32 protein-coding genes are annotated in these 25,852 nt (G+C 69.4%); 18 read left to right on the plus strand and 14 right to left on the minus strand.

Annotated elements, in window-relative coordinates; genetic code table 11:
• Nucleotides 1-11 precede the first annotated feature (11 nt).
• Complete coding sequence (locus ASE31_RS06385) at nucleotides 12-845, minus strand: hypothetical protein (protein WP_057200673.1); 834 nt, start codon at nucleotides 843-845, stop codon at nucleotides 12-14.
• 153 nt (nucleotides 846-998) lie between these two features.
• Between ASE31_RS06385 and ASE31_RS06390 the strand changes: the two genes are divergently transcribed.
• The 3 genes from ASE31_RS06390 to ASE31_RS06400 all read left to right on the plus strand — a co-directional run bounded on the left by ASE31_RS06390 (nucleotide 999) and on the right by ASE31_RS06400 (nucleotide 2,750).
• Complete coding sequence (locus ASE31_RS06390; protein ID WP_057200674.1) at nucleotides 999-1,877, plus strand: PA4780 family RIO1-like protein kinase; 879 nt, start codon at nucleotides 999-1,001, stop codon at nucleotides 1,875-1,877.
• Nucleotides 1,878-1,926: 49 nt separating this feature from the next.
• Nucleotides 1,927-2,430: a GNAT family N-acetyltransferase gene (locus tag ASE31_RS06395; protein ID WP_057200675.1), complete on the plus strand. Its 504-nt coding sequence runs from the start codon at nucleotides 1,927-1,929 to the stop codon at nucleotides 2,428-2,430.
• Between the two features lie 68 nt (nucleotides 2,431-2,498).
• Nucleotides 2,499-2,750: a hypothetical protein gene (locus ASE31_RS06400; RefSeq protein ID WP_057200676.1), complete on the plus strand. Its 252-nt coding sequence runs from the start codon at nucleotides 2,499-2,501 to the stop codon at nucleotides 2,748-2,750.
• Nucleotides 2,751-2,760: 10 nt separating this feature from the next.
• On the opposite strand, the gene ASE31_RS06405 is transcribed toward ASE31_RS06400, so the two are convergent.
• Both ASE31_RS06405 and ASE31_RS06410 read right to left on the minus strand, forming a co-directional pair.
• Complete coding sequence (locus tag ASE31_RS06405) at nucleotides 2,761-3,669, minus strand: DMT family transporter (protein ID WP_082604042.1); 909 nt, start codon at nucleotides 3,667-3,669, stop codon at nucleotides 2,761-2,763.
• 70 nt (nucleotides 3,670-3,739) lie between these two features.
• Nucleotides 3,740-4,624 carry an AraC family transcriptional regulator gene (locus ASE31_RS06410; protein ID WP_057200677.1) on the minus strand — a complete coding sequence of 295 codons (885 nt, stop codon included), beginning with the start codon at nucleotides 4,622-4,624 and terminating at the stop codon, nucleotides 3,740-3,742.
• Between the two features lie 51 nt (nucleotides 4,625-4,675).
• Here ASE31_RS06410 and ASE31_RS06415 point away from each other — a divergent pair, with 51 nt between their 5' ends.
• On the plus strand, nucleotides 4,676-5,248 hold the full coding sequence (locus ASE31_RS06415) for a hypothetical protein (protein WP_057200678.1): 573 nt from the start codon (nucleotides 4,676-4,678) through the stop codon (nucleotides 5,246-5,248).
• A 58-nt stretch (nucleotides 5,249-5,306) separates the two neighbouring features.
• Here ASE31_RS06415 and ASE31_RS06420 read toward each other — a convergent pair whose 3' ends face one another.
• Entirely contained in the window at nucleotides 5,307-6,275 is a 969-nt protein-coding gene (locus ASE31_RS06420) for a LysR family transcriptional regulator (RefSeq protein ID WP_057200679.1), read from the minus strand.
• Between the two features lie 125 nt (nucleotides 6,276-6,400).
• Between ASE31_RS06420 and ASE31_RS06425 the strand changes: the two genes are divergently transcribed.
• Together ASE31_RS06425 and ASE31_RS06430 are read left to right on the plus strand one after the other, a co-directional pair.
• The gene (locus ASE31_RS06425; protein ID WP_057200680.1) at nucleotides 6,401-7,186 is read left to right on the plus strand and encodes an SDR family oxidoreductase; all 786 of its coding nucleotides are present in this window, start codon (nucleotides 6,401-6,403) and stop codon (nucleotides 7,184-7,186) included.
• Nucleotides 7,187-7,280: 94 nt separating this feature from the next.
• Nucleotides 7,281-8,153, plus strand: coding sequence for a hypothetical protein (locus ASE31_RS06430; RefSeq protein ID WP_057200681.1), 873 nt, complete (start codon nucleotides 7,281-7,283; stop codon nucleotides 8,151-8,153).
• 13 nt (nucleotides 8,154-8,166) lie between these two features.
• Here ASE31_RS06430 and ASE31_RS06435 read toward each other — a convergent pair whose 3' ends face one another.
• Both ASE31_RS06435 and ASE31_RS06440 read right to left on the minus strand, forming a co-directional pair.
• Complete coding sequence (locus ASE31_RS06435) at nucleotides 8,167-8,679, minus strand: SRPBCC family protein (RefSeq protein ID WP_057200682.1); 513 nt, start codon at nucleotides 8,677-8,679, stop codon at nucleotides 8,167-8,169.
• 149 nt (nucleotides 8,680-8,828) lie between these two features.
• Nucleotides 8,829-9,803 (minus strand): LysR family transcriptional regulator, encoded by a 975-nt coding sequence (locus tag ASE31_RS06440; protein WP_057200683.1) that lies wholly within the window; start codon nucleotides 9,801-9,803, stop codon nucleotides 8,829-8,831.
• A gap of 154 nt (nucleotides 9,804-9,957) precedes the next feature.
• On the opposite strand from ASE31_RS06440, the gene ASE31_RS06445 reads away from it, so the two are divergent.
• Nucleotides 9,958-10,824 (plus strand): oxidoreductase, encoded by an 867-nt coding sequence (locus ASE31_RS06445; protein WP_057200684.1) that lies wholly within the window; start codon nucleotides 9,958-9,960, stop codon nucleotides 10,822-10,824.
• Nucleotides 10,825-10,842: 18 nt separating this feature from the next.
• Here ASE31_RS06445 and ASE31_RS06450 read toward each other — a convergent pair whose 3' ends face one another.
• Nucleotides 10,843-11,601 (minus strand): SDR family oxidoreductase, encoded by a 759-nt coding sequence (locus ASE31_RS06450; RefSeq protein ID WP_057200685.1) that lies wholly within the window; start codon nucleotides 11,599-11,601, stop codon nucleotides 10,843-10,845.
• Nucleotides 11,602-11,715: 114 nt separating this feature from the next.
• Here ASE31_RS06450 and ASE31_RS06455 point away from each other — a divergent pair, with 114 nt between their 5' ends.
• Nucleotides 11,716-12,612, plus strand: a complete 897-nt coding sequence (locus ASE31_RS06455; RefSeq protein WP_057200686.1) for a LysR family transcriptional regulator — start codon at nucleotides 11,716-11,718, stop codon at nucleotides 12,610-12,612.
• On the opposite strand, the gene ASE31_RS06460 is transcribed toward ASE31_RS06455, so the two are convergent.
• Complete coding sequence (locus ASE31_RS06460) at nucleotides 12,613-13,128, minus strand: hypothetical protein (protein ID WP_057200687.1); 516 nt, start codon at nucleotides 13,126-13,128, stop codon at nucleotides 12,613-12,615.
• 25 nt (nucleotides 13,129-13,153) lie between these two features.
• A complete protein-coding gene (locus ASE31_RS06465) occupies nucleotides 13,154-13,888 on the minus strand; it encodes an NIPSNAP family protein (RefSeq protein WP_057200688.1) in 735 nt (244 codons plus the stop codon).
• Nucleotides 13,889-14,009: 121 nt separating this feature from the next.
• On the opposite strand from ASE31_RS06465, the gene ASE31_RS06470 reads away from it, so the two are divergent.
• A complete protein-coding gene (locus ASE31_RS06470) occupies nucleotides 14,010-14,996 on the plus strand; it encodes a YafY family protein (protein WP_057200689.1) in 987 nt (328 codons plus the stop codon).
• Nucleotides 14,997-15,002: 6 nt separating this feature from the next.
• Here the strand turns inward: ASE31_RS06470 and ASE31_RS06475 are convergent, their stop codons facing one another.
• The gene (locus ASE31_RS06475; RefSeq protein WP_057200690.1) at nucleotides 15,003-15,668 is read right to left on the minus strand and encodes a TetR/AcrR family transcriptional regulator; all 666 of its coding nucleotides are present in this window, start codon (nucleotides 15,666-15,668) and stop codon (nucleotides 15,003-15,005) included.
• Nucleotides 15,669-15,774: 106 nt separating this feature from the next.
• Between ASE31_RS06475 and ASE31_RS06480 the strand changes: the two genes are divergently transcribed.
• The 6 genes from ASE31_RS06480 (at nucleotide 15,775) to ASE31_RS06505 (ending at nucleotide 19,573) form a co-directional block, all read left to right on the plus strand.
• Entirely contained in the window at nucleotides 15,775-16,209 is a 435-nt protein-coding gene (locus ASE31_RS06480) for a VOC family protein (protein ID WP_057200691.1), read from the plus strand.
• Between the two features lie 29 nt (nucleotides 16,210-16,238).
• Nucleotides 16,239-16,586 (plus strand): GFA family protein, encoded by a 348-nt coding sequence (locus ASE31_RS06485; RefSeq protein WP_057200692.1) that lies wholly within the window; start codon nucleotides 16,239-16,241, stop codon nucleotides 16,584-16,586.
• A 23-nt stretch (nucleotides 16,587-16,609) separates the two neighbouring features.
• Nucleotides 16,610-17,098, plus strand: a complete 489-nt coding sequence (locus tag ASE31_RS06490; RefSeq protein ID WP_057200693.1) for a DUF1579 domain-containing protein — start codon at nucleotides 16,610-16,612, stop codon at nucleotides 17,096-17,098.
• Between the two features lie 279 nt (nucleotides 17,099-17,377).
• Nucleotides 17,378-18,424, plus strand: a complete 1,047-nt coding sequence (locus ASE31_RS06495) for a pirin family protein (protein ID WP_057200694.1) — start codon at nucleotides 17,378-17,380, stop codon at nucleotides 18,422-18,424.
• Nucleotides 18,425-18,542: 118 nt separating this feature from the next.
• Nucleotides 18,543-19,013: a peptidylprolyl isomerase gene (locus ASE31_RS06500; protein ID WP_057200695.1), complete on the plus strand. Its 471-nt coding sequence runs from the start codon at nucleotides 18,543-18,545 to the stop codon at nucleotides 19,011-19,013.
• An 8-nt stretch (nucleotides 19,014-19,021) separates the two neighbouring features.
• Complete coding sequence (locus ASE31_RS06505) at nucleotides 19,022-19,573, plus strand: 2OG-Fe(II) oxygenase (RefSeq protein WP_235514290.1); 552 nt, start codon at nucleotides 19,022-19,024, stop codon at nucleotides 19,571-19,573.
• A gap of 12 nt (nucleotides 19,574-19,585) precedes the next feature.
• Here ASE31_RS06505 and ASE31_RS06510 read toward each other — a convergent pair whose 3' ends face one another.
• The gene (locus tag ASE31_RS06510; RefSeq protein ID WP_057200696.1) at nucleotides 19,586-20,002 is read right to left on the minus strand and encodes a rhodanese-like domain-containing protein; all 417 of its coding nucleotides are present in this window, start codon (nucleotides 20,000-20,002) and stop codon (nucleotides 19,586-19,588) included.
• Between the two features lie 101 nt (nucleotides 20,003-20,103).
• Between ASE31_RS06510 and ftrA the strand changes: the two genes are divergently transcribed.
• Nucleotides 20,104-21,078, plus strand: a complete 975-nt coding sequence (ftrA, locus tag ASE31_RS06515; RefSeq protein WP_057200697.1) for a transcriptional regulator FtrA — start codon at nucleotides 20,104-20,106, stop codon at nucleotides 21,076-21,078.
• Here ftrA and ASE31_RS06520 read toward each other — a convergent pair.
• Entirely contained in the window at nucleotides 21,062-21,979 is a 918-nt protein-coding gene (locus tag ASE31_RS06520) for a LysR family transcriptional regulator (protein WP_057200698.1), read from the minus strand. The two genes, ftrA and ASE31_RS06520, sit on opposite strands and share 17 nt — an antisense overlap.
• Nucleotides 21,980-22,090: 111 nt before the next feature.
• Between ASE31_RS06520 and ASE31_RS06525 the strand changes: the two genes are divergently transcribed.
• On the plus strand, nucleotides 22,091-22,735 hold the full coding sequence (locus tag ASE31_RS06525) for a glutathione S-transferase family protein (protein ID WP_057200699.1): 645 nt from the start codon (nucleotides 22,091-22,093) through the stop codon (nucleotides 22,733-22,735).
• Complete coding sequence (locus ASE31_RS06530) at nucleotides 22,732-23,703, plus strand: pyridoxamine 5'-phosphate oxidase family protein (protein ID WP_057200700.1); 972 nt, start codon at nucleotides 22,732-22,734, stop codon at nucleotides 23,701-23,703. Before ASE31_RS06525 ends, ASE31_RS06530 begins: the two co-directional genes overlap by 4 nt.
• Here the strand turns inward: ASE31_RS06530 and ASE31_RS06535 are convergent.
• Both ASE31_RS06535 and ASE31_RS06540 read right to left on the minus strand, forming a co-directional pair.
• On the minus strand, nucleotides 23,672-24,541 hold the full coding sequence (locus tag ASE31_RS06535; RefSeq protein ID WP_057200701.1) for a TIGR03915 family putative DNA repair protein: 870 nt from the start codon (nucleotides 24,539-24,541) through the stop codon (nucleotides 23,672-23,674). The two genes, ASE31_RS06530 and ASE31_RS06535, sit on opposite strands and share 32 nt — an antisense overlap.
• 11 nt (nucleotides 24,542-24,552) lie before the next feature.
• A complete protein-coding gene (locus ASE31_RS06540; protein WP_057200702.1) occupies nucleotides 24,553-25,830 on the minus strand; it encodes a putative DNA modification/repair radical SAM protein in 1,278 nt (425 codons plus the stop codon).
• Nucleotides 25,831-25,852: the final 22 nt, after the last annotated feature.

The following is a 25,852-nucleotide window of genomic DNA, read 5'->3' on the forward strand; positions in this document are numbered from 1 at the left end:
CTCGCCAGCCTTTACTTCGTGGCGCCTGCAGCGGCGCTGCGCTCCTTGACCGACTGGGCAATGCCGTCGGGCTGCAGGTAGGCGCTGCACGACTGGTACAGCGCAAACTTCTTTTCTGCCGAGGATCCGACAAGTTCAGCCGAGACGAGGGGTGCCGACTTTTTGAGCTCGTCCCTATGGAAGCTGCCTTCTGCGGGGTACAGCTCCACGGCAGCTTCGAGCATGGCCGCGGCGGCGGTGCGCATGCCCTCCTGCTTGCCTTTGGCCACCGTCAGCGACAGCCCGTTGAACACATTGCCGCAGCGGATCAGCTCGATGGCCACCGCCTTGCGCGCGCCATCGGCCTGTGCCGGGGCACCCATGCCATAGGTGCCATCAAGGTACGCCCATTCGTCCAGCGGCGGCATGTTGGCCGTGCAGGCGCCCTGGTAGGTGCCCAGAAAGGCGTTCTTCATCTCCAGGTCACCCGCAGCGTCTGCCATTCGGCTGTCGATGACGATCTGCTCGCTGTTGGCATGCACGGTGAACTGGTACTGGTGCCGGGCGTCCTTGCTGCGCGGGTCCGTGCACGCGGCTTTCCAGGTCTCGTGGCCCACCATGGGCTTCGCCGATTCGGTGACGGTGCAGTCCATGCCGCGTTCCTTCATCGCCAGCTTCCAGGTCGGGGCTGTGAGCTGGTCCATCTGCTTGCGGCTGACGCAGACTGCCGCAGTGCCGGGCGCTTGGGCATAGGCCCCCTCCCGGAACCCCGGTGCCGCATGCGACGCCAAGGCCAATGCCGACAGGCCTGCGAGCACAGCGCCCTGCCATGCCGGGGTGAAAAAGGGGATCGCGAAATGGTGCACGGCGTGGTGTCCTGGAGGTGTCTGGCGGTGGGCGGTGTGCAGCGATTGTCGTGCACGGCCAGGCCGCTCCGTGGGGCCGTTGGGACGGCGGGAGCAAGGGCTGCTGCCTGCCCGGCGACAATGGGGAGGTATCCCATCTTCAGCACAGGCCCGATGAAAGCACCCCCCAGACTCCAGTCCCTCATCGAGGAAGGCCTGATCGACACCGTGGTCCGCCAGCTCATGAGCGGCAAGGAGGCCATGGTCTTCGTGGTGCGCAGCGGCGACGACACGCGCTGCGCCAAGATCTACAAGGAGGCCAACAACCGCAGCTTCCGCCAGGCGGTGGACTACACCGAGAACCGCAAGGTCAAGAACTCGCGCTCGGCCCGCGCCATGGCCAAGGGCAGCAAGTTTGGCCGCCAGGAGCAGGAGGCCGCCTGGCAGAGCGCCGAGGTGGATGCCCTGTACCGCCTGGCCGCTGCCGGGGTGCGCGTGCCGCAGCCCTACAACTTCCACGATGGCGTGCTGCTGATGGAGCTGGTGACCGACGCCCACGGCGATGCGGCCCCGCGCCTGAACGATGTGGCCTTCACGCCCGAGCAGGCGCGCGCCCACCACGCCACGCTGATCGCCGAGGTCGTGCGCATGCTCTGCGCGGGCGTGGTGCATGGTGACCTCTCGGAGTTCAACATCCTGCTGGCGCACCTGCCCGGTGCCGACGGCGAAGAAGGCACGGACGGCCCTGTCATCATCGACCTGCCGCAGGCCGTGGACGCCGCCGGCAACAACCACGCGCCGCGCATGCTGATGCGCGACGTGGCCAACCTGCGCGACTTCTTCGGCCAGTTCGCCCCCGAGCTGCTCACCACCCAGTACGGCCCCGAGATCTGGAGCCTGTACCAGAGCGGGCTGCTGACCAACGAGACGCCGCTCACCGGCATCTATGCGCCAGAGCACACCGATGTGGACATGCAGGGCGTGCTGCGCGAGATCGAGGATGCACGCTCCGAAGAGGCTGCGCGCCGCTTGCGCATGGCCATCACGCCGTAGTGCCCGCCTCGGGTAGCATCGGTGCCCCTTACACCTGCCTGCTGCTGCCATGTCCGTCCTGATCCGCGCTTTCCGCCCTGGCGACGAGCCCGCACTGCGTGCCCTGTTCCGTGCCTCCGTGCGTGGCCTGGCCCGTGCCAGCTACACCCCGGAGCAACTGGACGCCTGGGCGCCGATGGCGTATGACCCTGTACCCTGGAACGCGCTGATGCAGGCCAACCAGCCCTTTGTCGCCGAGGTGGAAACAGACGCTGGCACGGGCATGGCCGGGTACACCGATCTGCAGGCCACGGGCTATATCGACCATTTCTTCGTCGCCCCGGCCCATGCGGGCCAGGGCGTGGCGCGGGCACTGATGGCCCATATCCACGCCCAGGCGGCGCTGCGCGGCATCCACCGGCTCTGGGCCGACGTGAGCCTCACGGCCGAGCCCTTTTTCGCGAAAAGCGGTTTTTCGGTGGAAATGCGCCAGCAGGTGGAGCGCCGTGGCGTGGTCCTGGCCAATGCGCGCATGGCCAAGATGCTGCAAGGCGCCGGGGCGGTGGGACAATAGCGGGTTGGCCCTGCCCCGGTGCCCCACTTTTCTACCACCCCCCATTCCAAGAACGGCAAGGCTTTCCCATGAACAAACCCCACGAACGGCAGACCGAGCTCAAGCCCATGGAGCTGTGCGATTCCTGCAAGGGCATCCAGCGCAACTGGCGCCGCGCCCCCGGCCACGCCGAGCTGGTGCAGCGCGGCAACCGCAAGGAAGACCGCGACCATGGCCAGGTCACGTTCACCCGCTACCAGTGCGACCGCTGTGGCACCGCCTGGGAGTATGAGAACGACAAGACCAACCTGCATGCAGGCTGGTCCGTTGTAGGGCGCTGAGCGCGCGTCTTCAATCCCCGGGCCCCCGCGCTGCGGGCAGCGAGGCCAGCAGCAGGGCCGCCACCACGCAGCCCAGGCCCAGCCACTGCCAGCTGCGTATGGATTCACCGAGGAACACCACCGACAGCAGCAGCGCCGCTACCGGCAGCCACACGGTGGCCAGCGATGCGCGCACGCCACTGGTGCGGGCGCTGCCCGCGTACCACAGCAGAAAACCGCCCACGGTGGGCACCCAGGCGTAGTACAGCACCCCGGCCAGCGCAGGTACCGTGAAACTGGAGGGCGTTGCCTGTGCCACCAGCCATGCCGGCAGGGCCGAGAGCAGCAAACCCCCCGCCGACATCAGCGTGGACAGGGCCAGCGCCGGGATGGGCTGCGACAACCGCTTGTTGGCCAGGATGAACACCGCCTCGCAGGCTACGGCCGCCAGCACCAGGGCAATGCCCGCCAGCCGGGTGCTGGCGCCTCCAGGGGGTGCGCTCTCGGGCGCCAGAGCCACGGCCATCACCCCTGCGGTGGCCAGTGCAATGGACAGCACCAGCCTGAGGCCCGTCCGCTCGCCCAGCAGCAGTGCCGAGAACAGGGCGGCCGCCGCAGGCAGCGTGCCCGCCACGATGCCCGCATCCGAGGCACTGGCGAGTGACACCCCGAGGATCAGCAGCACCGAGTAGCCCACGCTGCCCGCCGCCGCCTGCACGGTGAGCAGCAGCGCATCGCGCCGGCCTACCCGTGGCAGCCGCTGGCCGTGCCAGCGCATCAGCGCCAGAAACACCGGCAGGGCCAGGGCATGGCGCAGCACGGTGGCCGCAAAGGGCTCGATGTCCTGTGCGATGACCTTGCTGACCACCACCGTGCTGCCCACCAGCACCATGGCCAGGCTGCACAGCAGCTGGCCTTTCCATGATTCCGAGATTCCCATCGCATACCGCCTTGCCTGTGTTGTCAAACTGCAGGCAGTGTGGATTCCCGGGCGCGAAGGGTCTTGAACGTTATTGCGGCAGCGGCCAGCGCCGCCTTCCCGCCGTGGCCTGCTGCCAGGCACCGGGCGTGAAGCCAAACTGCCGCGCGAAGATGCGCGTCATGTGGCTCTGGTCGGCAAAGCCGCAATCGGCTGCGGCATCGGCCAGTCTGGCGCCGCGCAGCACCAGGCTGCGGGCACGCTCGGCGCGCTGCTGCAGCAGCCAGGCATGGGGCGGCAGGCCATAGGCCTGGGTGAAGCGGCGCAGCAGTTGGTACTTGCCCAGACCCACCATGGCGGCCAGTTGGGTGAGCGTCGGCGGTGCCTGCGACGTATCCGCCAGGCAGTCGCGCACGCGGCGCACCTCGGCCGAAACGTCGGCGCCGGCTGCATGCAGGCGCTGCGCGTTGGCATGGCGGCACAGCAGCAGGGCACAGGTGTGCACCAGGGCTTCCTCGCAAGCCAGGGCGGCCACGCCCGTGCTGTGCTGCGGCGTGGTACCGCCGTGCGCCAGCCGCTGCAGCAACTGGTGCAGGGCGTCGCGCAGCGCCGTATCGTGCTGGATCACCGGGCGGGCCAGGGCCAGCCCCTGGGGCGATGCCGTGGCCAGGTCGCCGGCCATGGCGTGCAGCACCTGGGGCTCCAGGTAAACCATGCGCCAGCGGCGCGATGGGCCGCCCAGCGGCTGGCCGTCATGCACCTCGCCCGGGTTGGTGGTGATCAAATCGCCTGCATAGGCATCCACCGGGCCGCGTCCGCTGGCCGAGCTTTGTGCCCCATCGTCGAGCAACCCCAGGCCATAGACGGCATGCCAATGCCTGCCATAGTGGCGGGAACTTTCGATGTGCGTGCTGTACACACCTTCCCAGGGCGAGCCGAAAACCTGGCATGTATGGGCGGGCGCTGCGGGTTTCATCTGGCCATTATTGCCAACCGCTGCACTGCCACACCCTCAAGGAGCCAACGAATGCATCGCCGATCCTTTCTTGCTGCAGGGGCGCGCCATGGCGCACTTGGTAGCCTTGCGCTGGTGGCCGTCCGCAGCGCCCAGGCCCAGCCGGCCTACACCGTCTCTGCCGAGCAATTGCAGGAGGCGGTGGCGCAACGCTTTCCGCTGCGCTATCCCATGGCGGGCCTGGTGGACGTGGATGTGCAGGTGCCACGCCTGTCGCTGCTGCCCGAGAGCAATCGCCTGGGCGCCGCATTCGCGCTGAAAGCCGCAGGCCCGGCGCTGCGGCGCAGCCATGGCGGCACCCTGGAGGTGGAGTTCGCCTTGCGCTACGAAGCCAGCGACCGCAGCCTGCGGGCCCACCAGTTGCGCGTGGGGCGGCTGGATTTCCCCAGCCTGCGGCCGGAGGTGGTGGCCATGCTCAACAGCTATGGCCCTGCCCTGGCCGAGCAGTCGCTGCGCGAGGTGGTGCTGCACCGGCTGCGCCCGCAGGACCTGGGCGTGCTCGACGGCCTGGGAATGCAGCCCGGTGCCATCACCGTGACGCCCAGGGGCCTGTCCATCGCGTTTGTGAACAAGCAGGCACCGTGACGGGGCCTGGGCCTTTGCGCCCCGAATCGCTGTGCGCAAGGCCGTGCGCGCCAGCCGCCTAGGCCTTGCGCCTCGGCGAGGCCGGCGCAGGGGCGGCCAACGCCAGATCACCCCGCACCCGCTGTGCAAACCCGCGCTGCCCGAACTGCTCAATGATGAAGTCCACGAACACCCGGGTGCGCGCGGGCAGCAGCTTCTTGTCCGGGTAGTACAGCGAGGTGGGCCCGGCATCGGTCCACCAGCCCGGCAGCAGACGCACCAGGTCGCCGCTGGCCAGCCAGGGCTGGGCAAAGGGCATGGGCAGCAGGGCCACGCCCAGGCCCATGAGCGCGGCCTGGCACATGGCCTCGGGGTCGTCGAAGACGATGCGCGGGCGCAGCTCGGCCGCAGCCGCATCGCCCGCCTTGTTGCGCAGCGTGGTGACGTGGATGCGCCCGGTCTGGATCGAGCGGCGCGCAATGCCGTCCCACTGCGCCAGATCGGAGGGATGGCGCGGTGCCTTGCGGCCCCGCAGCTGTGCGCGCGACGCCACGGCCACGATGTGGATGGTGCCCAGCGTGCGCGCCACCATGCCGGGGTTCAGGTTCAGCCCGCCGCCGATACCGGCATCGAAGCCCTCGCCGATCAGGTCCACCTGCCGGTTCTCGAAGCGCCAGTCGGGCTGGATGGCCGGGTAGCGCGCGAGGAACTCGCCGAGCAACGGCACCAGGTAGGCACGGCCGAAGGCCTGCCCCATGCTCACCTTGAGCGTGCCTGCCGGCTGGCGGTCTGTCTCGGCCGCGTGCTCCACGGCGTCTGCCAGGGTGGCCAGTGGCGTGCTGATCTGCTGCAGCAGGCGCAGTCCGCCCTCGGTCAGCACCAGGCGCCGCGTGCTGCGCTGAAACAGGCGCACGGAGAGGTTGGCCTCCAGCCGCGCCACGTTCTTGCTCACGGCCGCAGGGGTCAGACCCATGAGCCGTGCAGCGGCCGAGAAGCTGCCGGACTCGGCGGACTTAACGAAGGACTCGAGGTGGCTGAGCGGTTGCATGCTTGTTATTTTCAACCCATGGTTGAAATAAGTACAGCCCATTCATGGCTACCGGCAATGTAATGGTTCCCAGACACTGCAGGTGTTGCCAGTGCATTTACTGGTCCACTTACCGGAGTTTCACCATGTCTGTCGTCTCTTCTGTTTCCCCTGTTTCCACCACCGGCGTCCTGGCTGGCAAGGCCGCTTTCGTCACCGGCGGTTCGCGCGGCATCGGTGCCGCCATCGTGCGGCGCCTGGCGCGTGATGGCGCTGCCGTGGCCTTCACCTACACCAGCAACGGTGCACCCGCCAAGGCCCTGGCTGCCGAGATCGAGGCTGCCGGCGGCCACGCGCTGGCTCTGCAGGCGGACAGCGCCGATGCGGCGGTCCTCACGGCCGCCATCGATGGCGCCGCACGCGAACTGGGCCGCCTGGACATCCTCGTGAACAACGCCGGTGTGGCGGTGATGGGCGAGGTCGGCAGCGTCACGCTGGAAGACCTGGACCGCACCCTCGCCGTCAACGTGCGCGGCGTGTTCGTGGCCACCCAGGCCGCCGTGCGCCACATGGGCCAGGGCGGCTCCTATGGCCGCGTGATCACCATCGGCAGCACCAACTCCGATCGCCTGCCCTGGGCGGGGTTCAGCGTCTACGGCATGAGCAAGGCCGCCATCGTCGGGCTCACCAAGGGCCTGGCGCGCGACCTGGGGCCGCGCGGCATCACCGTGAACAACGTGCAGCCCGGTCCGGTGAACACCGACATGAACCCCGCTGACGGCCCCATGGCCGGCGACATGCACGGCATGATGGCGGTCAACCGCCATGCCGACCCGGCCGAGATCGCTGGCATGGTGGCCTACCTCGCCGGGCCTGAGGCCGGCATGGTCACCGGCGCCAGCCTGCTGATCGATGGTGGTTTCGCCGCGTGAACAGGCGCCCTCCGGGCCGCTTCGAGATTTCCCTCTGAGGGGGCGCTGGCCCAGGCCTATATAGTGGGCCTACCAATCCATCTGGGACCTTCCCGTGCACCACCTCCTTCGCCCCTTGCGCCATGCGCGCACCACCGCAGTGGTGTCGGCCGCCCTGATGGCCGCCGTCACCACCCATGCCGTCACACCCGCCGAGTCCGGCTACGTGGGCGAGTACCGGGGCGGTTCGGTGGACACCGTGGCCCAGCTGGCGCTGCTGGACGACAACACCTACTGCTTTGCCTTCACGGGCGGTGCGCTGGACCTGTTGGCCGCAGGCCGCTGGAAGGCGGAGGGCGGAGGTATCCGGCTGCAACAGGTACGGCAGGAGCAGACCCTGTTCCCCGCGTTTTCCAGCAAGGTGGAGGCGCAAGGGGCCATGGTGGAGTTCGACTTCCATGGCTACACGCTGTCCAATGCCCGCGCGCCGGTGTTCGCGGTGTCGGCGGACGACAAGGTCCCCGCCACGCTGCGCCCCCTGTTCACCGAGGGCAACAGCAACTGGTCCGAAAGCTACAAGCTGCCCGCCATGCCTGCCGAGTCGGTGCGCTATTTCTACCTGGGTGACCTCGTGGAAGAGAGCCCCGGCAAGCCGCCGGTGGTGAAGGTGGTGCAGTACCGGCTGGAGAGCGGCAACTCCGTGCGCGTAGGCTTCGACGAACTGCAGGCCATGCCCCTCATGGACCAGCGGGCCGAGCTCAAAGGCCAGATGCTGTTCCTGTCTGGCAGCCGCCTGGGCCAGCGCCGGCCCTTGAACGCGGAGGTGCTCAAGGCGGTGCGCGGTGGCTGCATCGATCCTGCGCTGAAGCCCGGTGTCCCGCGCCCGCTGAAGCCAGGCCAGAACAGGGGCCTGGAGCCTGTGAAGACCTTCACCGTCAGCCCTTCAGCCGTTCAGGGCAAGCCCTTTTTCGAAGCCAAGTCCAACTGACAGGCCCGGCGGGTCAGGCCGATAGTGCGGCTCCCACCGGGGTGTGGGGCGCCGTCTCGATCTGCGCCTTGGCCAGGCGCAGTGCCTTGCGCATGTAGCCGCGCCACAGCACGCTGGCCAGCAGCCACAGCACCGGAGCCGCCCACTTCGAGCGGGCGTGGAAGGCATGGCGCCAGCGCACCGTGGTCTGCGTGCCGCCGGCCTGCGGGTCGAACCACCAGGCGCCGTCCGCCCCCGTGGCCAGCCAGCGCAGCACGCCCGTGAAGCCGCTCACGGTGTAGGCGAAGTACTGGGCCGGGCGGTAGTGCTTGAGCCCTTCCTGTGCGCTGCTGCCATCGGACATGGCCACCGTGCGCGTCTGCCCCGGCGCATCCCAGGCACCCGTCTGGTCGCGCGTGCCCGTCACCGCCGGCAGGGGGCCGTAGCCGGTGAACAGCGTGGTGGGGTCGATGGGCGCGATGTGACCGAACGCCTGCGCGGGCGAGGCCTTGATCTGCGTCTGGACCGTGGTGGCAAAGGTGGTCATGGGGCGTTGTCCGGTTCGTGCCTGGGGGGAGTGAACCGAATGTATTGTGGAAGCCCGAAACGATAAATACCGTTTTTCACAACGGACTGTTTGCCAAACCGTGAACAATTGCCCCTTTCCGCAGCGAAAGAACCATGTGCAAGGCCGGTTCAGGTGGCGGGTTGTCGTCGCCGCCGGGGTTTCCGGGCTGTTGCGGCCAGTTCCTGCGCGCTCAGGCTGAACACCGGGTTGTCTGCCAGCATTTCCACCGCCAGGTCAATGAAGGCGCGCACCCGCGCCGGCTGCGCCGCACGGCTGCCGTAGTACACGTACAGGCCCAGGTGCTGCGGGACGAAGTCGGTGAGCACCGGCACCAGTTGCCCGCTGCGCACCAGCGGGGCGGCCGTGACACCCACCAACTGGCCGATGGCATGGCCACCCAGCACGGCGCGCGCCTCCAGCTCGATGTCGTTGGCGCAGAAGGCGGGCGGGATGGCGTGGGCCACGATGTCCTCGCCCACGCGGAACTCCCAGGGCATGGGCTTGCCCGTGGTCGGGTGGCGAAAGCCGCTGCAGCGGTGCTGTGCCAGATCTTCGATGCGCGTGGGCGTTCCATGGCGCGCCAGGTAGTCCGGCGTGGCGCACACCACCAGCTGCAGCCAGAGCAGGCGCCGGGCAATCACCCCGCCCTCGGGCGGGTAGCCCGAGCGAAAACCCACGTCCACCCGGTCCTCAACCCAGTTGCCGATGCGGTCCTCGAGCTGAACGTCGGGCTCCACCAGCGGGTAGCGGCGCACGAATTCGTCGACCACGGGCCAGATCACCTCCAGCATCATGGAGCGCGGCGCAGTGATGCGCAGCGGCCCGGCGATCTCCTCGCGCCCGCGCCGGGCGCCGTGCACGGCGCGCTGCAGTGTGGCCAGCCCGGGCTGGGCGGCGTCGAGGAACTGGCGCCCCTCCTCGGTCAGGCTCAGGCTGCGGGTGGTGCGGTGGAACAGCCGCACGCCCAGGTGCGATTCGAGCTGCCCCAGCGCCAGGCTGGCTGCCTGCGGCGTGATGCCCTGGGCTGAGGCCGCCTGGCGCAGGCTGCCCAGCTCGGCCGCCTTGGCAAAGGTGGAAATCGCACGCAATTCGTTCATGGCCATGGCGAAACCCCCGTTGATTGACAAGAATTGCTTGTGAATGAATCGAGTGATTATGGGCTAGTGCGATGGCAATGGCGTGCCTACAGTTCATCCCCATGGCAACGCACCGCGTCTGCCGGAACCCCGAAATTCATTCTTTCCAAGGACTTCTGCAATGACCGCTCACACTTCATCTTTCTCCCGCATCTGGCTGATTACCGGCGCCTCGCGCGGCATCGGTGCCCGCATTGCCGAGGTCGCGCTGGCCCAGGGCGATGCCGTGGTCGCCACCTCACGCAGTGCCGAGTCCATCACGCGCCGCCTGGGCGCCAGCGATGCGCTGCTGCCCCTGGCCCTGGACGTGACAGACGAGGCGCAGGCCCGCCACGCCGTGGGCGCGGCGCTGGAGCGCTTCGGCCGCATCGACGTGCTGGTCAACAACGCGGGTTACGGCCTTCTGGGTGCGGTGGAAGAGGCCACCGCCGACGAGGTGCGCCGCCTGTACGAGACCAATGTGTTCGGCCTGCTGAACGTGACGCGCGCCGTGCTGCCTTCCATGCGCGCACGCCGCGCCGGCCATGTCATCAACATCTCGTCGCTGGGCGGCGTGCGGTCGGCCGCAGGCTTCGGGGTGTATTGCTCGACCAAGTTCGCGGTGGAAGGCATCACCGAGGCGCTGCACGCCGAACTGGCGCCACTGGGCATCCATGCCACGGTGGTGGAGCCGGGCTACTTTCGCACCGAGTTCCTTGACACGGCCTCGCTCTCGGTGTCCCCGCTGATGCTGGAGGACTACGCAGAGAGCGCCGGCATGGTCCGCGAGGTGGCCCGCCGCATCAACCTGAACCAGCCCGGCGACCCTGTGCGCCTGGCCCAGGCCATGATGCAGCTGGTGGCCAGCCCCACGCCGCCGCTGCGCCTGCCCCTGGGCACCGACACGCTGCAGACCATTGCCGACAAGCATGCCTTCGTCGAGAAGGAAACCGCGCAGTGGCGTGCGCTGGCGGCGTCGACGGACTTCCCGGTGCAGGCTGCGGCCTGAGCCTGCACCGACGGTGGGTCAGACCATGCCGCCGTTGGCGCGCAAGGTTTGCCCGTTGATCCACGCGCCATCGGGCCCGACCAGGAAGGACACGGTGCCCGCGATGTCGTCCGGCGTTCCAAGGCGGCCCAGCGGGCTCATCTGCGCCAGGCGCTCCACCAGCTCGGGCGTCTTGCCGTCGAGGAACAGGGCGGTGGCCGTGGGGCCGGGGGCCACGGCGTTCACGGTGATGTTCTTGCCGCGCAGCTCCTTGGCGAGGATCAGCGTCATGGTTTCCACTGCGCTCTTGGTGGCGGCGTATACCGCGTAGCCCGGCATGGCGGTGCCGACCACGCTGGTGGAGAAGTTGACGATGCGCCCGCCCGGCTCCAGCCGGCGCGCGGCCTCGCGCAAGGTGTTGAAGCTGCCCTTGAGGTTGATGGCGATCAGCCGGTCGAAGGTGGCATCGTCGGTATCGGCCAGGTGCGGCGTGTGCGAGGGCATGACGCCCGCGTTGTTCACCAGCACGTCGATGCGTCCGAAGGCCTCGGTGGCCTGGTCGAACAGGCGCGCCACGGCGGCGGCATCGGCCACGTCGGCCTGCACGGCGATCGCCTGGCCGCCTGCCGCGATGATGGATTGCGCCACCACCCCGGCCTCGGCGGCGTTGCCCGCGTAGTTGACCACGACGTTGAAGCCGTCGCGCCCCAGGCGCTGGGCAATGGCGGCGCCGATGCCGCGCGAAGACCCGGTGACGATGGCGACGGGGCGGTGGGTGGATGTGTCGTTGGCGGCCATGAAAACTCCTGAACAGTGGTGATGGGTGTATTGTTCTGTTGGCGGCGGGTTTGATAAACACCCGTTGATTGCCATGACTGTTCAATAAAAACCAACAATCAAGCCCTGCTCCCCATGGACCGATTCGACGCCATGCGCCTGTTCACCCGCATCGTGGAGCTGGGCAGCTTCACGCAGGCGGCGGAAGACCTGCAGCTGCCCCGCGCCACGGTGACGCTGGCCGTGCAGCAGCTGGAAAAGCGCCTGGGCGCACGCCTGCTGCACCGTACCACGCGCCATGTCGGGCCGACGCAGGACGGCGAGGCCTACTACGCGCGCTGCCAGCAGCTGCTGGCCGACCTTGATGAGACCGAGGCGGCGTTCGCAACGGCCGGCCAGCACCCCAAGGGCAAGCTGCGCGTGGACCTGCAAGGTACCCTGGCCCGCTATTTCGTGCTGCCGCGCATCGGCGAGTTCTTTGCACGCTACCCCGGCGTGGAGCTGGAGCTGGGGATGGGCGACCGCCTGGTGGATCTGGTGCGCGAGCGCGTGGACTGCGTGATGCGCGGCGGCGAACTGGTCGACTCCAGCATGGTCGGCCGCCGGGTTGCACAACTGGCCCAGGTGACCTGCGCGAGCCGCGCGTACCTGGCGCGCCATGGCGTGCCGCGCACCGTAGAGGAACTGCGCGGCCACCGCGCGGTGAACTACCTGTCGTCGCGCACGGGCAAGCCCATGCCGCTGGACTTCGTGGTCGATGGCGTGCCGCGCAGCGTGCAGCTCAAGGGCGCGGTGTCCGTGACCGATGCGTTTGCCTATGTGGCCTGCTGCACGGCCGGGCTGGGGATCATCCAGGTGCCGCGCTACCACCTGGAGCCGCAGCTGGCCGATGGCAGCCTGGTCGAGGTGCTGGTCGACTGCCGCCCCGCACCCATGCCGGTGACCGTGCTCTACCCGCACAGCCGCCAGCTCTCGCCGCGCGTGCGCGTGTTCGTGGACTGGCTGGCCGAGGTGATGCAGAACGCGCGCTGACTACGCCGGTGGGCGCGAGAACTCCATGACCCAGTTCGTCTCCCACGTGCAGCCCTCGTCGTCGGAGAAGGCCTGCTGCCAGCGCGGAGTGCCGGTGGCGAGGTTTTTCGTCCACTCGAAGCGCACCAGGACCGACCGGCCCTCGAACAGCTCCTGGCCAAAGAACACGCCCTGGTCCGTGCCCGCGAAGCCGCCACTGACGGGCGGCCGCAGCAGGCCCGTGGCCGTGTCCAGGCCTCCCGTCACGTTATCGAGCCAGTAGATGCTCCAGCGCCGTGCCTCGGGGTTGAACAGGCGCAGGGCCATGCCGACGTAGCCGGCATTCCAGGCCTCGGGGATGAAGTCATCGCAGTTGCCGATGCCTCCGGGCAAGGGGCGTGCGGTGCCCGTGGCCTCGAAGGTTTCCCAGTCGGTGCAGCCCGCAAGCCGCTGCACGAGCCGGGTGTTGCGGATGCGCCAGGGGCCCATGAGAAAGTCGAAATCGTGGACATCGCCAGTGGGTGGGGTGATCGGCATGTGGTGTCTCCGGGATGTGTGTGCGTCATGCGTGCAGGGCCGAACGCGCCGTGGGCTGCAGCCGGTGGGCTTCGGGCGCACGCGCCAGCCAGGGCGCCAGGCCCGGTTCCACATCGCGTTGCCACGCTCCGCCCTGCGCAAAGGCGTCCAGCGCGCCGGCATCGTCGAACAGCGCCAGGCCCAGCAGCACGGGCTCGCCCTCGCGCACCGGCAGGCGGGGAAAGGTGTTGGGGCTCGCTTCACTGGCATACCAGGCGGTATTGCGCGCACCACCCGCGCGCAGCGTGGGGTCCATGCGCTCGCGGCAGTGGTCCAGCAGCGCGGGCGTTGCAGGCTCCTTGAGGTAGAACACCGTGGCATTGAGCAGGCCCGGGGCCGGGCCGCTGGCACCGGGGGCCGCACGTTCGGCGGGCAGGTCCGCCGCGGCGCCCGGCCATGCGGGGCGCAGCAGCAGCACGTTGTCCGAATCGACCATGGTGGCGTTGGCTGCGTCGCTATGCGCAGCCCACACCGGGCCGCTGTAGAACGCTTCGAGCGCCCGCTGGCGCGCCGCCATGTCGGCAAAGCCGCGCAGCCAGGCGAACAGGTCCGGCCGCTCCAGGTCGCGGAACTGGCCGATCACGCGCATGCCCTCGCGCTCCTGGCTTTCGAGGAACTCGCGGTCGAACAGGTCAATCAGCACATCGCGCTGGCCGGGGTGCAGGGTGTACTGGCGCAGTTCGACGATGGCGCAGTCGGCAATCGAGGGGGTGGTGGGCATGCGGGGCTTCCTTGGATCAAGAAAAAGAGAGAAGCCCGCAGTCTGCGGCGCAATACCTGCCAAGGCATGGCAGGTATTCGCTGCATACTGGTACCAGTCGCTTTTTCGTTCCTTTCTCTCCATGCGTGCCAGCCGCCTGTTGTCCATCCAGATGCTGCTCGAAACCCGGGGGCGCATGAGCGCGCAGGCGCTCGCCGATGCGCTGGAGGTCTCGGTGCGCACGCTGTACCGCGACGTGGACCAGCTCACGGCGGCGGGCGTTCCCATCTTTGCCGAGCGCGGGCGCCATGGCGGCTTTGCGCTGCTGCCGGGCTGGAAGACCACGCTCACGGGGCTCACTCCGTCCGAGGCACAGGCCGTGTTCCTGAGCGGGCTGCCTGGCCCGGCCGGCGACCTGGGCCTGGGCGATGACGTGGAAGGCGCACGCCTGAAGCTGCTGGCCGCGCTGCCTGCACCCTGGCGCGAAGACGCCCAGCGCGTGAGCGACCGCCTGCACCTCGACCCGGTGGACTGGTACCGCGAGAGCGAGCCCACGCCCCACCTGGCCACCGTCGCTGCCGCCGTTTGGAGCGGCCAGCAACTGGCCCTGCGCTACGAGAGCTGGGCCGACACGGTGGAGCGCGCCATGGGCCCGCTGGGCCTGGTGCTCAAGGCGGGTGTCTGGTACCTGGTAGCGCAGCCGGCGGACAAGGCCTCCGACGGCGCAGGGCCGCGCACCTACCGCGTGTCCAACATCCGCGCGGCGGCGGCGCTCACCACGCCTGTGCGGCGACCGGCGCGCTTTGACCTGCCCAGGTATTGGGGCGAGTCCATCCGCCGCTTCGAATCGGGCCTGTACACCGGCGAGGCCGAACTGTTGGCCACGCCGGCGGGGCTCAAGGGCCTTGCCGCACTGAGCAGTGCCGTTGCGCGGGCGGTGGCAGCGGCCCCGCCCTCGCGCCGCAAGGACGGACGCGTGGCGCTCACGATTCCCATCGAATCGGTGGCCCACGCCTGCGGCCAGCTCATGCGCCAGTCGCCCGAGGTGGAGGTGCTGCGGCCGGCCGCGCTGCGGAGCGCCCTGGTGGAGCGCATCGAAGCCACGGCGCGGCTTTACGGCCTGCGCTGAGCCGCGCTACAAACCGCGTTCCACCATGTCCAGCAGCCGCTGGCCCAGCAGCTGCAGCATGTCGGCGGGCGTGCCGCGCAAGGGCCCGTCGATGCTCAGCAGGGCCATGCCGTGCACGGTAGACCAGGCGAGGTACTCGGCGCCCTGGCGGCGCTCGGGTGGCAGGGCGCCAGCGGTCACCAGGTCGTCCAGCGCGGCCGACAGGTGCTCGAAGGGGTTCAGGCCCGTGAGGCCGCCCATGGCGGGGTCGGGGTTCTGCTCCACGTTGAACTGGCCGCCGAAGGCGGTGCGGAACAGCCCCGTCTCGGCATGGGCAAAGCGCATGTAGCCGGCCCCCACGGCGCGCACCCGGGCATGGGCCTGTTCGGTGGGCGTGCCGCCCGTGGGCACGTCGGCCATCTCGGCCTCCATGGCCTGGGCCACGGCGGCCACGGCGGCGGCGCGCACCGCCGCCAGCAGGTCCTGCCGGTTGGCGAAATGGCGGTAGGCGGCATTGGGCGCCACACCTGCGCGGCGCGTGGCTTCGCGCAGTACCACGGCGTCGGGCCCTCCCTGGCGCGCCAGTTCGATGCCGGCGTCCAGCAGGGCGCGGCGCAGGTCGCCATGGCGGTAGGTGCTGCGCGGCGAGGATGGGCTGCCTGGTGTGGCGCTGTTGCGGGTGGTTACGGACATCGGGATTTCAATGTGGACACTGTTCATTATCTTTGGTATTGTTTGTGAACGGTGTCCACAATGCATGGATGTCCGCTTTTGACCCACCTACCCAAGGAGATCCGCCATGAAAGTCGAGCCGTATCTGTTCTTCGAAGGCCGCTGCGAAGAGGCCCTCACGTTCTACCGCACCGCCCTGGGTGCCGAGGTGACCATGCTCATGCGCTACAAGGACAACCCCGAGCCCGCCGCCGGCCCGGGCTGTTCTGCCGACGGCAGCCCCGGCGCAGGGCCCCAGCCCGAGATGGTCATGCACGCCTCGTTCAACGTGGGCGACACCCAGGTCATGGCGTCGGACGGCATGGGTTCGGGAAAGCCCAGCTTCCAGGGCATCTCGCTGTCGCTGAGCCCCGAAACCGAGACCGAGGCCAAACGCCTCTTCGATGCGCTCGCTGCGGGCGGCCAGGTGCAGATGCCGCTGGGCAAGACCTTTTTCTCGCCCGCCTTTGGCATGGTCGCCGACCGCTTTGGCGTGTCGTGGATGGTGGTGGTGCCCCAATGACGGACGCCTCCGCACCAGGAGCTGGACCCGTGCGGTACCGGGGAAGCTGCCACTGCGGCAAGGTGGCGTTCGAAGTGGAAGGCACCATCGACAGCGCTTTGGCTTGCAACTGCACCATGTGCCGGCGGCGCGGCTCGCTGCTGTGGTTCGTGCCGCACGGCCAGTTGCGGCTGACCACCCCCGAGGCGAACCTGGCCAGCTACACCTTCCACAAGCACGTCATAGAGCACCGCTTCTGCCCGGCCTGCGGCATCCATACCCATGGCGAAGGCACGCACCCCGCAGGCCACAAGATGGCGGCCGTGAACCTGCGCACGCTCGACGGCGTGGACCTCGACGCCATCCCCGTGCACCACCACGATGGCCTGGCCATGTAAGCCAGCCCCCAAGGAGACTCCCCATGCTGAATCCCGAACCCCAGGCGCAGCACCGCTGGCTGCAGCAGTTGCTCGGCGACTGGACCTGCGAATCCACCTGCGACGCTGGGCCCGGTGAGCCGCCCATGACCAGCACAGGCACCGAGCATGTGCGCCAGCTCGGGGAGCTTTGGGTGCTGGGCGAAGGCACGGGCACCATGCCCGGCGGCGGCGACGCGCGCATGCTCATCACCCTGGGCTACGACCCCGAGAAGGCGGTCTTCATCGGCACCTGGGTCGGCTCGATGATGGCCCATATGTGGGTCTATTGCGGCACGCTCGATGCCACCGAAAAGGTGCTCCCGCTCGAGACCGAAGGCCCGAGCTTCGCCGGCGACGGCAGCACCGCTAAATACCGCGACACCATCACCCTCCTGGGCCCCAACGAGCGCACATTGACCTCCTCCACCCAGCAGCCCGATGGCAGCTGGAAGGAATTCATGAAGGCGACATACCGCCGCAAGGCCCCCTGAGCCTGCACCCGACATGGCGTGGCGGCGGGCGTGGCCGCCGCTCTGGGCGGGCTGGCGCTGCGTTGCCCGCCGAGGGCGCGCAAACGGTGTTCGCGTGAAGTGAGGGCGCTGCCAGCGGGCCGGTGCGCTTGTCCCTAGAATCGCGCGGTCAGCCCGCAGATTGTCCTGCGGCATGCACCGCACCGTTCCACCGCTGGCACTTCTGTGGCGCTGCAATGGCCCCATCTGTTGCGGGCATGCCGCTCACGATCACGACGGCGCACCACCGAAGGAGGCCCCATGTCGAACAACCATTCCACGCCCATCCTGCAAAGCCAGCCGCTCGGCCCGCTGTGGCCTACGCTCGACCCGTTCCTGTTCTGCGCGCACCACGACGACGCCTACCCTGCCGGCAACGCGGCCTTCGGCCCGGCCGTGCCGGTGGACGACCGCCAGATCGGCAGCGACTTCAGCCGCAAGGACGGCTGGAGCATGTACCACGGCGACACCGTGCCCGGCTTTCCCGGCCACCCGCACCGAGGCTTCGAGACCGTGACGCTGGTGCGCAAGGGGCTCATTGACCATTCCGACTCGCTGGGTGCCGCCGCGCGCTTCGGCGGAGGCGACGTGCAGTGGGTCACAGCCGGCAAGGGCATCGTGCATTCCGAGATGTTCCCGCTGCTGAGCGCCACCGAGCCGAACCCGCTGGAGCTGTTCCAGATCTGGCTGAACCTGCCCGCGCGCCACAAGATGGTGGAGCCGCACTTCACCATGCTCTGGAACGAGCGCATCCCGCGCCTGGTGCACCACGACGAGGCCGGCCGCACGACCACCGCCACCGTGGTGGCCGGCGCCCTGCCCGCTGCGCCGGAACCGCTGGCGCCGCCACCCGAGTCCTGGGCCTCGCAGCCCGGCGCCGACGTGGCGATCTGGACGCTGCGCCTGGACCCCGGTGCCCAGTGGCCCCTGCCTGCAGCGCTGGGTGAGGGCACGCGCCGCATGCTCTACTTCTTCGTGGGCGATGGCCTGCGCGTGGGCCCGCAGGACGTGCAGGGCCATGCCGCGCTGGAGATAGACGCCCGCCAGGAATGGCTGCTGACCAACACCGGCGCCACCGTGGCCGAGTGCCTGGTGCTGCAGGGCCGCCCCATCGGCGAACCCGTGGCGCAGTACGGGCCCTTCGTGATGAACACGCAGCAGGAGATCATGCAGGCCATGCAGGACTACCGCCGCACCCAGTTTGGCGGCTGGCCCTGGCCCGACAGCGACCCGGTGCACGGCACCGAGGCCCGGCGCTTTGCGCGCTACCCCGGCCAGACCGAGGACGAGGTGCCCGAGGTCGCCTGAGCACCCGCCGCCCCTGCTGGGGCAGGGGTGGTCCGGGTCGTGGACAATCCCGCATTCCGATCCGCAGGGCCGCGGCACTGCCGCCCCCTGCTATTCCTTGCATGAAAGCGCGCCATCCATGAACATCGCCAAAGACACCGCCGTCACCATCGCCTACAAGGTCACCACGCCCGAGGGCAAGCCCCTGGACGCGGGCAACCTGTCCTACCTGCACGGCGGCTACGAGAACATCTTCCCCAAGGTCGAGGCCGCCCTCGAAGGCCAGGCCGCCGGCTTCAGCACCACGCTGGACCTGGCCATGGAAGAGGCCTTTGGCGTACGCGACGAGGGCCTGGTGCGCACCATCCCCAAGTCCGAGTTCCCCCCGGGCGTGAAGGTCGGCGGCCAGCTGCAGGGCGTGGGCACCGATGGCCAGCCCGCCGTGTTCAACGTGGTCAAGATCAAGGGCCCTGAAGTGCTGCTGGACGGTAACCACCCGCTGGCCGGCCAGGCGCTGCGCTTCTCGTGCAAGGTGGCCAGCGTTCGCGCCGCCAGCGCCGAGGAGATCGCCCACCGCCATGTGCACGGCGACCACGGCCACCACCATTGAGCCTTGCGATGGCTGGCCTGCAGGCGGTTGCGCATTCAGACCGGGCCTTTTCCATCCCCGGCTTCCTGTCGGGTGGCGAGTGCGATGAGCTCATCGCGCTGGCCGAGCGCGAGGGCTTCGAGGCCGCCGGCGTGCGCACGGCCGGTGGTCCCAGGGCCATGCCCCTGGTGCGCAACAACGACCGGGTGATGGTCGAGTCCGCCGCCTGGGTGGCCCTCCTGTGGCAGCGGTTGCAGGGCGTGGCCTTGCCACTGCTCGATGGAGAAGAAGCGCAAGGCCTGCCCAAGGAGCTGCGCTTTTACCGCTATGCCCCGGGCCAGCGCTTCAAGATGCACAAGGACGGGCCCTGGACCGAAGCGGGCATGACCAGCCGGCTCACGCTGCTGGTCTACCTCAATGCGGGCTTTGCGGGCGGGGACACCGATTTCAGGGATTTCGTGGTGCAGCCAGCCACCGGTGCGGCTCTGCTTTTCATCCACGACACCTGGCACGAAGGCCAGGCCGTCACCGAGGGCACGAAGTACGTGCTGCGCTCGGACGTGCTCTACGCACCGGGCTGACCTGCCGGGCGTTCAACCGCCCTGCGCACCCTTTTCCAGGCTGAAGCCCTCGTCGAGCCAGCCCGTCACCCCGCCGATCATCAGCTTCACCGGCCGGCCCAGCCGCGCCAGCCGCACGGCGCTGCGGTGCGCGCCATTGCAGTGCGGGCCTGCGCAATAGACGACGAACAGCGTGCCGGGCGCATAGGCGGCCATCTTCGCTTCGATGATCTTGGCGTGCGGCAGGCTCACCGCGCCAGGCACATGGCCGGCCTCGTACAGCGCGTGGCTGCGCACGTCCAGCAGCACGAAGTCCTGCACGCCGCGGTCCATGGCGTCGTGCACGTCCCAGCAATCGGTCTCGAAAGCGAAGGCGGCCTCGAAATGCGCCAGCGCTGCGGTGCTGTGGGCTGCGGGGATGGCGCCCACGGCGCTGGGGGAAGAGGTCATGGCAACTGGCTCCTTGAATGGCGTTTCAGATGCCTCCAGTGTCGCCAGGGGGTGCCACTCCGGCCAGTGGCAGCAATGACAATCTTCGGTAACATTGCGCCATGCCCCACCTTGTAGCGATCCTCGCCTACGACCGCCTGTGCACCTTCGAATTCGGCTGCGCGGTCGAGCTGTTCGCGCTGGAGCGGCCCGAGCTGGAGGAGGTGGACTGGTACCGCTACGCCGTGTGCGCGGTGGAGCCCGGCCCGCTGCGCGCCATGGGCGGGGTGCAGGTGCAGGCGCCGCATGGCCTGGCCATGCTGGCGCGGGCCGACACCATCGTGGTGCCCGGCTGGCGCGATGCGGCCGAGCGCCCGCCCGAGGCGCTGCTGCGCGCCCTGCAGCGCGCCTGGCGGCGCGGTGCGCGCATCTGCTCCATCTGCTCGGGCGTGTTCGTGCTCGCGCATGCGGGGCTGCTCGCGGGCCGGCGCGCCACCACGCACTGGCGCCATGCCGAGCGCCTGGCCAGCGAGTTCCCCGACATCACGGTGGATGTCTCGGCCCTGTACGTGGACGAAGGCCAGGCCATCACCTCGGCGGGCTCCGCCGCGGGGCTGGACATGCTGCTGCACCTGGTGCGGCGCGACCATGGCGCGCGCGTGGCGAACACGGTGGCGCAGCGGCTGGTGATGTCGCCGCACCGCGACGGCGGGCAGGCGCAGTTCGTGCCGCGGCCCATGCCCAGCGCCGAGGTCAGCAGCATCGCGCGCCTGCTCGACTGGCTGCGCGAGAACGCGCGCCAAGTGCACACGGTGGATTCCATGGCGGCGTTTGCGCAGATGAGCCGGCGCACGCTGCAGCGCCGCTTCAAGGAGGGCACGGGCCTATCGCCGCAGGACTGGCTGGTGCGCGAGCGTGTGGCCATCGCCAAGGAACTGCTGGAAACCCACCCGGCCATGCCCATCGACGCGGTGGCCGACCTGGCGGGCCTGGGTTCGCCCGAATCGCTGCGCCGGCATTTCCGCCTGCACCGGTTGCCGGCGCCCTCGCGCTACCGGCAGACCTTTTCAGAACCTGTTCTCAGGCCCTTCGGGTGAGGCCTCGGCCTTGCAGCACGGGCTCGGCTGACAGCCGCTCGCGCGCGAATTCCACGAAGGCCCGCACCTTGGCCGGCGCGCGCCGCCCCGCCGGGTAGACGATGTGCACGGGCACGGGCGGCGGCTCGTGTGCGGCCAGCACCACGCGCAGCCGGCCCGCGCGCACGCCCTGCGCCGCCTGGTAGGCGAGGCAGCGCGTGAGGCCCAGGCCCGATTCGGCGGCGGCGATGTCCACCTCGTTGCTGTTGCTGATCCAGCTGAAATGCGGCTGGCCCACCACGCCCCCCTTGAACTTCCATGGCGAGACGCTGTTGTTATCGAACGAGAAGCCGATGGCGCGGTGAGCTACCAGTTCATCGGGGTGGCGCGGCTCGCCGTGCTGCGCCAGGTAGGCGGGCGAGGCCACCACCAGCCGGCGCAGCGCACCCACCTGCACGGCGGTGAGGCCCGAGTCCGGCAGGTGGGCGATGCGGATCGCCACGTCCATGCCCTCTTCAAGCAGGTGCACCAGCCGGTTCACGAACAGCGTGCGCACCTGCACGCGCGGCTGCGCGTGCAGGAAGGCCTGCACGACGGGCGCCACATGCCGCATGCCGAACATCTGCGGCGCGGTGATGGCCAGCAGGCCCTGGGGCTCGGCCTGCCCGCCGCTGGCGGCCTGCTCGGCCTCCTGCAGGTCGGTGAGGATGGGACGGCAGTCGACCAAGAAGCGCTCGCCCGCCTCGGTCAGCCGCACGGTGCGCGTGCTGCGCTGGAACAGCAGTACCGACAGGCGCGCCTCCAGCGCCGCAATGGCGCGTGTGACGGCCGTGGCCGACACGCCCAGGCGCCGCGCGGCGGCGGCAAAGCCCCCGGCATCGGCCACGGCGACGAAGCAGCGCAGGGTGTCAAGGTGGTCCATTGTTGCGATATCCGCAATTTTGATTGCCGCACTATGGCTATTCACGGCAGGTTTGGCAATGGATATCGTTGAGTCCTCTGTGTTTCCCCCCTCTGACAAGGACCTCCCACCATGGCCCCCTCCGCACCCCTCACGCTCTACCGCATGCCGATCTCGGGCCACAGCCACCGGGTCGAGCTCATGCTGTCCATGCTCGGCCTGCCCCATGCGCTGGTCCATGTGGACGTGATCGCCGGCGAGCACCGCCAGGCCGTCCACCTGGCGCGCAACCCGCTGGGCCAGATCCCGGTGCTGGTCGATGGCGATCTGGTGCTGTCCGACAGCAACGGCATCCTGGTCTACCTGGTGCAGCGCTATGCACCTGGCAGCCACTGGATCCCGCAGGACCCGGTGGGCCAGGCCGGCCTGCAGCGCTGGTTCAGCCTGGCGGCCGGCATGCTGGCGCCCGGGGCATCGAGCGCACGTTTTGCCGCCATCACGGGCCGCGAACCCAGCGAGGCGGCACTGGCCATCGGCCGCCGGCTGTTCGACTTCATGGAGCCCGCGCTCGAAGGCCGCGACTGGCTGCTGGGCGGTGGCGCTCCCACGCTGGCCGACATCGCCATGGTGAGCTACACCTCGCAGGCACCGATCGGCGGGCTCTCGCTGGCTGGCTACCCGCGCATCGCCGCCTGGGTCGCGCGGGTCGAGGCTCTGCCAGGCTATGTGCCCCTGGCCGACCGCCTGCCCGCCCCTGACGCTGCGGTGCCGGCATGAGCGCCGCGCCCGCCGCCGCCTTTCACGTGGGCGAGCAGGCCCTGCAGGAGCGTGTGGGCGTGCGCGAGCGCATGGCCGCCGTCGGGCCCGTGGTGCTGCGCGACCAGATGCCCGACCAGCACCGCGAACTGTTCGAGAAACTGCCCACCTTGCTGCTGGGCGCGCTCGACGGCCAGGGCCAGCCGTGGGCCACCATGGTGGCCGGGCCGCCCGGTTTCGTGCACACGCCCGATGCCGGGTCCATGCACCTGGCCGTGGCGCCCGATGCCGCCGACCCGGTGCTGGCCCGGCTGGCGCCCGGTGCGCCGGTGGGCGTGCTCGGGCTGGAGCCGCACACCCGCCGGCGCAACCGCATGAACGGGCGAGTGGCTGCGTTCGGTGCCCACGGGCTGGAGGTCAGTGTGGCGCAGAGCTTTGGCAACTGCCCCAAGTACATCCAGGCGCGAGCGCCCGGCCTGCGCGCGGTGGTGACGCCCCCGGCACCGGCCCAGGTGCTGGGCGCGGGGCTCGATGCCGCCGCGCTAGGCCTGATTGCGCGCAGCGACACGATGTTCATCGCCAGTGCCTCGGCCGCGCACCCGGGCACACGGCGCAACGAAGGCGTGGACGTGTCGCACCGCGGTGGCGAGCCGGGTTTCGTGCATGCCGAGCACACGGAGCAGGGACAGGTGCTCACCCTGCCCGACTACCCTGGCAACCTGTTCTTCAACACCCTGGGCAACCTTGCGCTGCACCCGCAGGCCGGGCTGCTGTGGGTGGACTACGAGGACGGTGGCCTGCTGCATGTGGCCGCCCGCGCAGAGCTGCTCTGGGACGAGGCCTCGCGTGCACGCTGGCCCGGCGCGCAGCGCGTGCTGCGGCTGCAGGTGCTGGGTGGCATCTGGCGCGCGAACGCCTTGCCCTGGCGCTGGACGGCGGCCGAGCTGGCGCCGCAGTTCAGCGCGATGCGTGCGCGTGTGACGGGATAAGGGGTGCGATGGCCTTGCGCGGCGTGGTGGCCTCGGCCTCCACCATGCGCGCGCTGCGCTCGTGGGCACCGCGCGTCAGTTCGGTGATCAGCGCGGCTTCGGGCAGGTTGTGCCAGTAGCGCTGTGGCATCTCCTTGCGCATCATGTCGGTCTTCAGGCGAGCGGGGTTGAAGATGTGGCGGTAGTAGGTGAGCCACAGGGCCTCGCCCGCGTCGGGCGGCGGCGCATCGCTGCGCTGGCCGCCGGGGCCGGTATGCAGCTTTTCGCCGTCCCAGCGCACGCTGGCATCGGGCGTGAGGATGGCCCAGTGCATCTGCGTGAAGCGCCGCACGAAGAAGCCGGCATTGGCTTCGGTGATGAAATGGTCGGGCTCGAACCAGGCCACCTGCACCGTGCGGCCCTCGCCATCGGTCACCGGGCGAAAGCGCACGAAGGCGTGCATCTTGTGCATGTCGCGCGCCACGGCACGCACCATGTGGTGGGCCTGCATGCGGTCGGTATCGAGCGGGTCGTGGCGCAGCCCGCGCTCATGCGCCAGGCGCCACAGCAGCCGGTACATGAGCGCGAAGCGCGCCGGGTTGCGGTGCAGCACCAGGCGTTCGCACAGGCGCAGAAAATCCTCGGGCACCCGCGGCGCCGGGCCTACTGTCTGCTTTGGCGGCGCATCCAGGGGCAGGCCCGATGGCGAGGGGGCGGCGAACAGGTCCTGCGCAGCGCCTTGCGCGGTGAACCATTCCACCTCCTGCGGCGGCACGCCGGCCTGGACCAGCGTACGTGCGGCCCGGCGAAAGCCCGGCCAGTCGGTGGCATGTGCGAGGGTGATGGTGTGCAGTGCCATGGTGGCTTGTCTCAATCGAAAAGGCCGCGCTGCGCCGACGGCGGAGCCATGCGGGCGGCCAGATCGGCCGCATCCAGCGTGCGGCCCGGCCGATAGTCGGCCGCCTCCACGAAGGGCAGCACCTTCTTGAGCGGCACATGCAGCCGCGCCAGGTCGGCATGGCGCAGGCGGCGCACGCGGCGCGCGGCCAGCAGGCGGTCCACCGTCTGCACGCCAAAGCCAGGCACGCGCAGCAGCAGCTCGCGCGGGGCGGTGTTCAGGTTCACGGGGAAGCGCTCGCGGTGCGCAATCGCCCAGGCAAGCTTGGGGTCCATGTCCAGCGCCAGCATGCCGCCCTGGCCGGCGGGCACGATCTCGCCGTGCGCAAAGCCGTAAAAGCGCATCAACCAGTCGGCCTGGTAGAGCCGGTGCTCGCGCACGGTGGGCGGTGCGATGAGCGGCAGCGCGCGCGCCGCATCGGGGATGGGGCTGAAGGCCGAGTAGTACACGCGCCGCAGCCGGTGCACGCCGTACAGCCCGGCGCTGGTAGCCAGGATGGTGCGGTCGTCGGTGGCGTCGGCGCCGACGATCATCTGCGTGCTCTGGCCGCCCGGCGCGAAGTGCGGCGCCGGGGCCCTGCGGGCGCGTGCCGAGGCGGGCATGGACACTACCTTGGCGGCCGCCTGCTCCTTGCGCGCCTGCCGAGCGTCCTCGATGTGCACCGCCATGCGCGCCATCGAGCGTGCAATGGCCGCGCCGTCCTTTTGCGGCGCCAGGGCCGTGAGCCCTTCGGGCGTGGGCAGCTCCACGTTGATGCTCAACCGGTCGGCATGGCGGCCGGCGCGCTCCATGAGCTCGGGCGAGGCATCGGGGATGGTCTTCAGGTGGATGTAGCCGCGAAAATCGTGCTCCTCGCGCAGCACGCGCGCCACCTCCACCACCTGCTCCATGGTGTAGTCGGGGCTCTGGATGATGCCGCTCGAGAGGAACAGCCCCTCGATGCAGTTGCGCCGGTAGAAATCGAGCGTGAGGTCCACCACCTCCTGCACCGTGAAGCGGGCGCGCGGCACATTGCTGCTGACCCGGTTCACGCAGTACAGGCAGTCGTACTGGCAGAAGTTGGTCAGCAAGATCTTGAGCAGCGAGATGCAGCGCCCGTCGGGCGCATAGCTGTGGCAGATGCCCATGCCCTCGGTGGACCCCATGCCGCGCCCGCCCAGCGAATCGCGGGGCGCGGCGCCGCTCGAAGCGCAGGAGGCGTCGTACTTGGCGGCGTCGGCCAGGATGGCCAGCTTGGATTGTAAATTCACTGTATGAATTTACAGTGAATTG

Origin of the sequence: Acidovorax sp. Root217 (genome assembly GCF_001428645.1) — a bacterium.
GTDB lineage: Bacteria > Pseudomonadota > Gammaproteobacteria > Burkholderiales > Burkholderiaceae_C > Acidovorax.

Coding starts and splice junctions, on each gene's coding strand:
- ASE31_RS06410 (WP_057200677.1), bottom strand. CDS start 4,624: ATGAAACCCGCAGCGCCCGCCCATACATGCCAGGTTTTCGGCTCGCCC.
- ASE31_RS06525 (WP_057200699.1), top strand. CDS start 22,091: ATGGCCCCCTCCGCACCCCTCACGCTCTACCGCATGCCGATCTCGGGC.
- ASE31_RS06425 (WP_057200680.1), top strand. CDS start 6,401: ATGTCTGTCGTCTCTTCTGTTTCCCCTGTTTCCACCACCGGCGTCCTG.
- ASE31_RS06415 (WP_057200678.1), top strand. CDS start 4,676: ATGCATCGCCGATCCTTTCTTGCTGCAGGGGCGCGCCATGGCGCACTT.
- ASE31_RS06465 (WP_057200688.1), bottom strand. CDS start 13,888: ATGCCCACCACCCCCTCGATTGCCGACTGCGCCATCGTCGAACTGCGC.
- ASE31_RS06505 (WP_235514290.1), top strand. CDS start 19,022: ATGGCTGGCCTGCAGGCGGTTGCGCATTCAGACCGGGCCTTTTCCATC.
- ASE31_RS06470 (WP_057200689.1), top strand. CDS start 14,010: ATGCGTGCCAGCCGCCTGTTGTCCATCCAGATGCTGCTCGAAACCCGG.
- ASE31_RS06520 (WP_057200698.1), bottom strand. CDS start 21,979: ATGGACCACCTTGACACCCTGCGCTGCTTCGTCGCCGTGGCCGATGCC.
- ASE31_RS06530 (WP_057200700.1), top strand. CDS start 22,732: ATGAGCGCCGCGCCCGCCGCCGCCTTTCACGTGGGCGAGCAGGCCCTG.
- ASE31_RS06390 (WP_057200674.1), top strand. CDS start 999: ATGAAAGCACCCCCCAGACTCCAGTCCCTCATCGAGGAAGGCCTGATC.
- ASE31_RS06440 (WP_057200683.1), bottom strand. CDS start 9,803: ATGGCCATGAACGAATTGCGTGCGATTTCCACCTTTGCCAAGGCGGCC.
- ASE31_RS06420 (WP_057200679.1), bottom strand. CDS start 6,275: ATGCAACCGCTCAGCCACCTCGAGTCCTTCGTTAAGTCCGCCGAGTCC.
- ASE31_RS06535 (WP_057200701.1), bottom strand. CDS start 24,541: ATGGCACTGCACACCATCACCCTCGCACATGCCACCGACTGGCCGGGC.
- ASE31_RS06500 (WP_057200695.1), top strand. CDS start 18,543: ATGAACATCGCCAAAGACACCGCCGTCACCATCGCCTACAAGGTCACC.
- ASE31_RS06510 (WP_057200696.1), bottom strand. CDS start 20,002: ATGACCTCTTCCCCCAGCGCCGTGGGCGCCATCCCCGCAGCCCACAGC.
- ASE31_RS06495 (WP_057200694.1), top strand. CDS start 17,378: ATGTCGAACAACCATTCCACGCCCATCCTGCAAAGCCAGCCGCTCGGC.
- ASE31_RS06445 (WP_057200684.1), top strand. CDS start 9,958: ATGACCGCTCACACTTCATCTTTCTCCCGCATCTGGCTGATTACCGGC.
- ASE31_RS06480 (WP_057200691.1), top strand. CDS start 15,775: ATGAAAGTCGAGCCGTATCTGTTCTTCGAAGGCCGCTGCGAAGAGGCC.
- ftrA (WP_057200697.1), top strand. CDS start 20,104: ATGCCCCACCTTGTAGCGATCCTCGCCTACGACCGCCTGTGCACCTTC.
- ASE31_RS06395 (WP_057200675.1), top strand. CDS start 1,927: ATGTCCGTCCTGATCCGCGCTTTCCGCCCTGGCGACGAGCCCGCACTG.
- ASE31_RS06475 (WP_057200690.1), bottom strand. CDS start 15,668: ATGTCCGTAACCACCCGCAACAGCGCCACACCAGGCAGCCCATCCTCG.
- ASE31_RS06405 (WP_082604042.1), bottom strand. CDS start 3,669: ATGGGAATCTCGGAATCATGGAAAGGCCAGCTGCTGTGCAGCCTGGCC.
- ASE31_RS06400 (WP_057200676.1), top strand. CDS start 2,499: ATGAACAAACCCCACGAACGGCAGACCGAGCTCAAGCCCATGGAGCTG.
- ASE31_RS06460 (WP_057200687.1), bottom strand. CDS start 13,128: ATGCCGATCACCCCACCCACTGGCGATGTCCACGATTTCGACTTTCTC.
- ASE31_RS06435 (WP_057200682.1), bottom strand. CDS start 8,679: ATGACCACCTTTGCCACCACGGTCCAGACGCAGATCAAGGCCTCGCCC.
- ASE31_RS06450 (WP_057200685.1), bottom strand. CDS start 11,601: ATGGCCGCCAACGACACATCCACCCACCGCCCCGTCGCCATCGTCACC.
- ASE31_RS06490 (WP_057200693.1), top strand. CDS start 16,610: ATGCTGAATCCCGAACCCCAGGCGCAGCACCGCTGGCTGCAGCAGTTG.
- ASE31_RS06455 (WP_057200686.1), top strand. CDS start 11,716: ATGGACCGATTCGACGCCATGCGCCTGTTCACCCGCATCGTGGAGCTG.